1 protein-coding gene is annotated in these 457 nt (G+C 62.8%); it reads right to left on the bottom strand.

Features of this window, described 5'->3' with window-relative positions; genetic code table 11:
* Window positions 1–457 (bottom strand): contractile injection system protein, VgrG/Pvc8 family (locus ACODR9_RS24310; RefSeq protein WP_488813264.1); only part of this gene is annotated, 457 nt, incomplete at both ends.

The raw sequence follows: 457 nt of genomic DNA, 5'->3' as shown, positions 1-457 counted from the left end.
CGCTCTCGCGATACTGCAGACAATAACTGCGCGGGCTGGCCGTGGCGGTGTGGAATTCCAGCGTCTGCAGCTGGGCAAACACCGGGTTATTCGCCTGATGCTCGGCCAGAATCTGCTTGACGATGTCGGGGACGGACAGGTCCTGAAACACCCGCGAAGTGCGCCGCAGCCGCAGCAGGGCAAACGGCGGCTCGATGGTGAGGCCGTACTTGGCAAAGCCGCCATCGCTGCCCAACAACTCCGCCCGCGACACCACGCCACAACGCACCACCTCGCTGCCATCGGCATCCAGCACCCCTAAACGGGCGGCCACCCCCAATAACGATTTGAGCTCGATATTGCCATCGGGCGACAAACAGCTCAGCTGATAACGATAAGCCTCGGACACGCCCTCGCTGCCATCCAGCGTGTGCGGCAATAACTGCTCGGCGGCGATGTTGCCGCCATCCAGCTGCAG

Source organism: Aquitalea sp. FG25 (genome assembly GCF_057809375.1).
The sequence above is the reverse complement of the archived record's forward strand: the minus strand, read 5'-3'. Positions and strand labels throughout refer to the sequence as shown.